The 5,439-nt window shown below is 43.5% G+C and carries 8 protein-coding genes; 1 reads left to right on the top strand and 7 read right to left on the bottom strand.

The genetic code is table 11. From position 1 onward, the window contains the following. A partial coding sequence (locus PN470_RS04450) for a transposase family protein (protein ID WP_272103827.1) occupies positions 1-209 on the top strand: 209 nt, incomplete at its 5' end. Between the two features lie 329 nt (positions 210-538). On the opposite strand, the gene PN470_RS04445 is transcribed toward PN470_RS04450, so the two are convergent. From PN470_RS04445 to PN470_RS04415, 7 genes are all read right to left on the bottom strand, one after another. Continuing rightward, positions 539-811 carry a hypothetical protein gene (locus PN470_RS04445; protein WP_002752927.1) on the bottom strand — a complete coding sequence of 91 codons (273 nt, stop codon included), beginning with the start codon at positions 809-811 and terminating at the stop codon, positions 539-541. Between the two features lie 224 nt (positions 812-1,035). Beyond that, positions 1,036-1,350, bottom strand: a complete 315-nt coding sequence (locus PN470_RS04440; protein WP_002752929.1) for a DUF2442 domain-containing protein — start codon at positions 1,348-1,350, stop codon at positions 1,036-1,038. After that, complete coding sequence (locus tag PN470_RS04435; protein ID WP_002738880.1) at positions 1,331-1,567, bottom strand: DUF4160 domain-containing protein; 237 nt, start codon at positions 1,565-1,567, stop codon at positions 1,331-1,333. The genes PN470_RS04440 and PN470_RS04435 overlap by 20 nt, the downstream gene beginning before the upstream one ends. 246 nt (positions 1,568-1,813) lie before the next feature. Further along, complete coding sequence (locus PN470_RS04430; RefSeq protein WP_103112822.1) at positions 1,814-2,194, bottom strand: clan AA aspartic protease; 381 nt, start codon at positions 2,192-2,194, stop codon at positions 1,814-1,816. Further along, complete coding sequence (locus PN470_RS04425) at positions 2,191-2,466, bottom strand: hypothetical protein (protein ID WP_002779931.1); 276 nt, start codon at positions 2,464-2,466, stop codon at positions 2,191-2,193. Before PN470_RS04425 ends, PN470_RS04430 begins: the two co-directional genes overlap by 4 nt. A 197-nt stretch (positions 2,467-2,663) precedes the next feature. Next, entirely contained in the window at positions 2,664-3,503 is an 840-nt protein-coding gene (locus PN470_RS04420) for an HNH endonuclease (protein ID WP_103112821.1), read from the bottom strand. Positions 3,504-3,957: 454 nt separating this feature from the next. Next, positions 3,958-5,409, bottom strand: coding sequence for a RecQ family ATP-dependent DNA helicase (locus tag PN470_RS04415; protein WP_272103829.1), 1,452 nt, complete (start codon positions 5,407-5,409; stop codon positions 3,958-3,960). Between the last annotated feature and the right edge of the window lie 30 nt (positions 5,410-5,439).

Below are 5,439 nucleotides of genomic sequence, written 5' to 3'. Positions count from 1 at the left end.
TCCATCAAAACAGTCAAATTCCTCATAAAAAAAAGAAAAAAGAAAAACTAAGTAAAGAGCAAAAAAAAGCCAATCGTCAGTTATCACAACGGCGCATAGTTATAGAACATATTCATCGTCGTCTCAAAATATTTCGGATACTTTCATCAAGACACAGAAATCGCAGACGGCGATTTGGTCTGAGATTGAATTTGATTGCTGGTATCTAGAATTACGAACTTCGTTACCGACAAAAGGATATATCTTGATTACTTTTGCAAGAGATCTAGTAATGCTACTGCTTCGGGTGGTAAACAAAGCTCATCTGTAAATCCTGTATCTACTACAAACTCAATCGGAAAGTCAGCGCGATTTGGAATCCGAAATGGGATAGTGATAAGCGGGTGTCCATTAGCCACAATACCTGAAATCACTTAACTAAGCTGTTAAGCATTTAAATTGCTTGTTGAGACGAGGCAAGAGGCAAGAGGCAAGAGGCAACAGTAAAGGGATTGGGGGAGATTCGGCTAATCTTAAGAATAAGTGCTTTAAATGCGTCTTAGCTTACACGCTCCATAACACCCCCACCAAAAGCGGCAGCAACGTTGTAGCCAATTTTGATCCCAAAGAGCCGAGCATGGGGGTGTTTCTCGCTCAATAAGTCAGCAGCGTGTAAGCCATTTTCATCAACTTTGTAGTCACCTGTTTCAATGTCAATGATAACCATCTTGCCAATGTTTTCTTCAACTTCCACCTCTTGGCGGATTCTGCTTTCGTACAGTTTCTCTGCACGTTGAGCAACTTCTTCACGGCTTAAAAGGATTGCTTGCATATACTAACTCCTGATTACGATTTGACTTCTGGAGACCCCTCTATAATATCTCACAGGTCTGTAGGATGAGCTAATGCCCATCCTACTACGTCTCTACAAGATTGGTGTACTGCTACCCAGTGCCTTCGACATCGCACTTTAACCCACAGCTGCAATCAATGTGCATGGTGCGTTCCCCAAAAATTGATCGCTGGAGCAGTAGGAGTCGCCTTAGGGAACGCACCCTACAAGATCGGCGATCGTACTCGATTATTTAACCAACGCTTCAATGATTTTTGACTTTCCCCTGATGGTTGGCCAAGAATCAAGTTTTTAGTGCTAATGTCTTCATCTAGTTGATTCCAATGGATTCCACTGCCACCAGCGAGCAAGCGATAATCATTGCGCTCCTCAATTGAGCCATGCAGGAGCCGAGGATACCATGCCAAGGGAACAGATATAGTGCGCCCATCAGACAAATCTACACTGAGTGTGTCATCTGTGATGGCCAATTGCTGAATTGCCAATGTTTCAAATACTTCATTCGTTAAAAAAGTCATTCCAGCCTGCTAGTAATTGTTCTTGGTTTTCTTGAACAAGTTTTTGAATGCGGTTAATTTCGGTGCGGTTAAATCCTTGGTTACTCTGAAGACGAACCGGCTGAAGCCAGAATTTAGCGATCTCTCGATCTCGTTCAACATGGATGTGAGGTGGCTCATGGCGATCGCCTGCGTAGCAAAAGAATCGATATGGGCCAACGGTCAACAGCGTGGGCATTCAAAAGTTTTGCTCTAAATATCTCAAACATAGCTGAATGCCTCGCTGACTGTCAATCTGTGAATATGCTCATGTAGGCCAAAGGCTATTTAAGGTTAAGAACAATACAAGATTAGCGTTCGCAGTTTAGTTCCGAAGGTGTTGGATTTCTTTTCGTCAACCCAACCCACAAGATCAGCGATCTGCTACGCAGTGCCTTCGGCATTGCACTAACGTTCCTGTTAGACCGTGCCTGACGATCAGCTTCTAAACTGCGATCGGTAACTCCGAAATCGTAACCAATCCGCCTTTGACTGTATCGACTTGCAACCGATAACCGCGCAACAGGCTCATTCCAATCAATGGCTCTGTCTCGGCAGCGTTAATCTCGATTTCTCGATACTGCCCACCCCAAATCACCATGCCATCATAGATATCAAATAAGACTTCGCTACCATCGCCCAAGGTTGCCCGATCGCGGTAACTCCAAGACAGTTCAAGTTCTCTAATAGTAGCAATCGGGAGACTCAAGAACCCTGTAAACCCTGTATCGATCACAGCAGTAATGGATTTAAGTTTGTCGCCGTTCCTCACAACCAAGGAAAGCATTGCTTCGTAATTCTGATTGACGTAACCCCGCATCATCATAGAGCGTCTTTCAAACTCCTTGCGCCGAAACGATGAACGGCGCGATAGCCGATCCGAACAACCCAAGGCTGAGCATCAGGCAATCGTTTATAAAGTCGCCGAGTCGCAGTCATCGTATCGTCGGCAAGCTCAAACGCTCCAGTTTCGATGTCGATCGCCACAATTCTGCCATGATTACCTTCCTCAATTTGGGGGCGCACCTGAGATTCATAAATCTCATCGCCACGTCGGGCAAACTCTTCTTTGCTGTAGCGGGGTTGTCGAACTGTCATAGATTTGCCTCTTTTCAACTATGCCCCTTCATTTTACCCTGAGCAATGGAGGTGTCTATCGTTGAGGTGGCAGAGGGGATTAAACCAGAAGTTGTTGGATTTCTTTTCGTCAACCCAGCCTACATCTGACTTTAACTTGCATTAGGGAACGCGCCCTACAAAATTGCGATCGCACTCAATCTGCATAACGTCAAAGATCACCGGGCCGGCGCAATAGATGGTTGCGAAGCAGAAATCGCCTTAGTCGCTGGCTCCGGTGCATCGCCTTGTTGGGCAGCTTTCATTTTCGCGGTTAATATTTTTATAAATTCTAATTCTAATTTATCTCCATCTATACCATAATGCGCTTCCCGATGATGATTAGGACATAGGCCAATAACGTTATCGATAGTATCCTTACCATTATTTTCCAAGGCTATAATATGATGCGTTTCAATGTAGTATTTATTATCTTTTATTTCAAAACCTATTTTTCCACAATATTCACATTGTCCGCCAGCGCGATTTAACACAAATTTTCTAACCTTATTGTCTCTAACGAATGATGATGTAACCCTATTAGCACGATCTGGAATTTCTGAGCCAATCGGTAAGTCGGCTATTGAAGAAAGCGATTTTCTATTCTCTTTCTTAATTTCATTAACAATTTCCAGTATCAAAGTTTTTTCTTTAATTATGGCAACATAATTGCCATTGTCTTTATTGATCTTAATATTTAAAATATAACTATTATCAATTTCTTTAATGCTTCTAGGAGATGCTGTTATATCCTTAGCGATGCACACCAACCCATAGGTCAAAATATTTTTCTCAGTTACTAGCTCTAATATTCGTCTTTGATCGTTTTCCCCTGGACGATTTCTTAATGGATCACTTCTGGATAAAAATTTATATTTCCCATCTCTAATTTTATCATCCCATAAAGTAAAAATAGCCCGTTTATGATCGGGTGAGATTGCACACCAAGACCATCTAGGATTAGTGGGTTTCGTATCTAAAATTTCAAATATTTGATTTCTTGTTAGTTCTTTACTCATATTTATTCTTTCTTTTTAGCTGCCCAACTACATACTATAGGTCAACTTTCTGTATAACACTCTCCAGAGTAACGATATGGGTCAACTTTCGGTATATCACCCTATTTAGGCGCAATCGCCCGAACTTTTCCCTATATCACGCCCAAAAGCCTGTTAGCCAGATTAGCTTACTGCAAACAATCTCCTTTAAGGAGACTTATCATAGAAGCCTTCTAGAAATCTAGCAAAGATTCTTATATCTGGCTGCACTTTGTTACAAAATTTCACTATTATTTCGGGTAAGGTATGGTAAATCCCTTGATAGATTCAATCGGGACTCACTTCTGGGAAACCCGCTATAAATCTCCTGCAAAAATCAAAAATCTTCCCTTAAGTGAGGAGAATCCGAGACAGGAGGAGGAAAAAGACAGGAGAATTTAGTACAAATGCTCTGCTCTCCCTGTTCTGGCGCTCCCTAGCTTACCAGAGGTCGATTGCGACGACAATTATCGCAATGACCACAGCGAAAATTATCGGCATTTTCCTGAAACCCAAAGGCATTTAAGAGAAAATGCCAACGACAGCGACGGGTATAGAGGTAGGGAAATATCTCATTTTTGGGTTTAAAAGTCATCTTGGCGGAATTATGGCGATAAATAAGCCGATAATGAAAAGGATCGAGCCATTCTAGGCGATCGAGACTGTGTAAAAGGGAGAGAATGAGCGCACCATCGGGAAATTCGGCACTAATCGCCTCTACTTTGCCCTCTAGGGGAATTTGGGCTAAAATTTGCCAAGCTTGTCGGTATTGGCGCTCCTGTTGGGAGTTAAAGAATTTTTGCTGGTTTTTATCGCTATTATCTAACCATCCCGTCGGTTCACTAATTAAGGTGAGAGCCTGCATTTTACCCCCATCGCGACCACCGCGGCCGATTTCCTGTAGGTATTCCGATAGTAAAGCCGGGGGTTGGTAGTGGACAACCCAACGCACATCGGGTTTGTTGATACCCATGCCAAAAGCTGAGGTACAGACAACAAAAGTTAAATCCCCCCGCAGCCAACTTTGTTCTATTTCCCGACGCTGAAAGGGGGATAAACCAGCATGGTAGGCACTGGTGCGATAGTGGAGAGATTGCAACCATGTCGCTAAATTTTCACTATGGCGACGGGAACGAGTATAGATCAGGCCGGATTGTCGAGGTTGACTGGTGAGGAAGTTTAATAGTTGATGACGACGACAACCGGGGCTAATACATATTTTGGTGCTTAAGTCAAGGTTTTGACGGTAGGGATTTATTAAGAAAAGTTGTGGTTTTTCTAGTTGTAAGATGCGGGTGAGAGTCTCACGGGTAGCGGGGTTAGCGGTGGCGGTAAAAGCAGTGATCGCTATTTGGCTGCCGGTCGGTTTTGATTGCAGCAGAGCGGGACGGACAGCACCGAGACGACGGTAGGCAGGACGAAAATTATCGCCCCACTGGGTTAAACAATGGGCCTCGTCGAGGATAAGAGCGTTAATTTTAACGTGGGGAAGGGTTAATTTTGACCAGAGGGGCGGACTTAAGAGGGTTTCTGGGGAAAGATAGAGAAGTCGCAGGGTTTGATCTGCGATCGCTGCTAAGGTTTTCTTTCTCTGTTGTCGGGGGATTTCATTATGAATCAGGGCGACGGGTAGTTTTTTGGCTAATAATTCCTCCACCTGATTTTCCATCAGGGCAACTAAGGGGGAAATCACTAGGGTTAAGCCGGTTTTTAATAAAGCGGGCAATTGAAAACAGATAGATTTACCGAATCCCGTGGGCATGACAATCAGGGCATCCTTTGCCGTTAAAATTGTCTCGATAATCTCCTGTTGGGGAAAGCGAAAGCTATCATAGCCCCAAATTTTTTGAAAAATAGTCTGGATGTTTTCGGTATTGTGGGAAGACATGGGTTTACTGCTGGGGTGTGGGGTGTGGGG

This window comes from Microcystis sp. CS-574 (assembly GCF_028329095.1).
Classification (GTDB): Bacteria; Cyanobacteriota; Cyanobacteriia; order Cyanobacteriales; family Microcystaceae; genus Microcystis; species Microcystis ichthyoblabe_A.
The sequence above is the reverse complement of the archived record's forward strand: the minus strand, read 5'-3'. Positions and strand labels throughout refer to the sequence as shown.

Excerpts from the sequence above, each read along its gene's own strand:
- PN470_RS04415 (WP_272103829.1), bottom strand. The coding sequence starts at position 5,409 with ATGTCTTCCCACAATACCGAAAACATCCAGACTATTTTTCAAAAAATT.
- PN470_RS04440 (WP_002752929.1), bottom strand. The coding sequence starts at position 1,350 with ATGACTTTTTTAACGAATGAAGTATTTGAAACATTGGCAATTCAGCAA.
- PN470_RS04425 (WP_002779931.1), bottom strand. The coding sequence starts at position 2,466 with ATGACAGTTCGACAACCCCGCTACAGCAAAGAAGAGTTTGCCCGACGT.
- PN470_RS04430 (WP_103112822.1), bottom strand. The coding sequence starts at position 2,194 with ATGATGATGCGGGGTTACGTCAATCAGAATTACGAAGCAATGCTTTCC.
- PN470_RS04420 (WP_103112821.1), bottom strand. The coding sequence starts at position 3,503 with ATGAGTAAAGAACTAACAAGAAATCAAATATTTGAAATTTTAGATACG.
- PN470_RS04445 (WP_002752927.1), bottom strand. The coding sequence starts at position 811 with ATGCAAGCAATCCTTTTAAGCCGTGAAGAAGTTGCTCAACGTGCAGAG.
- PN470_RS04435 (WP_002738880.1), bottom strand. The coding sequence starts at position 1,567 with ATGCCCACGCTGTTGACCGTTGGCCCATATCGATTCTTTTGCTACGCA.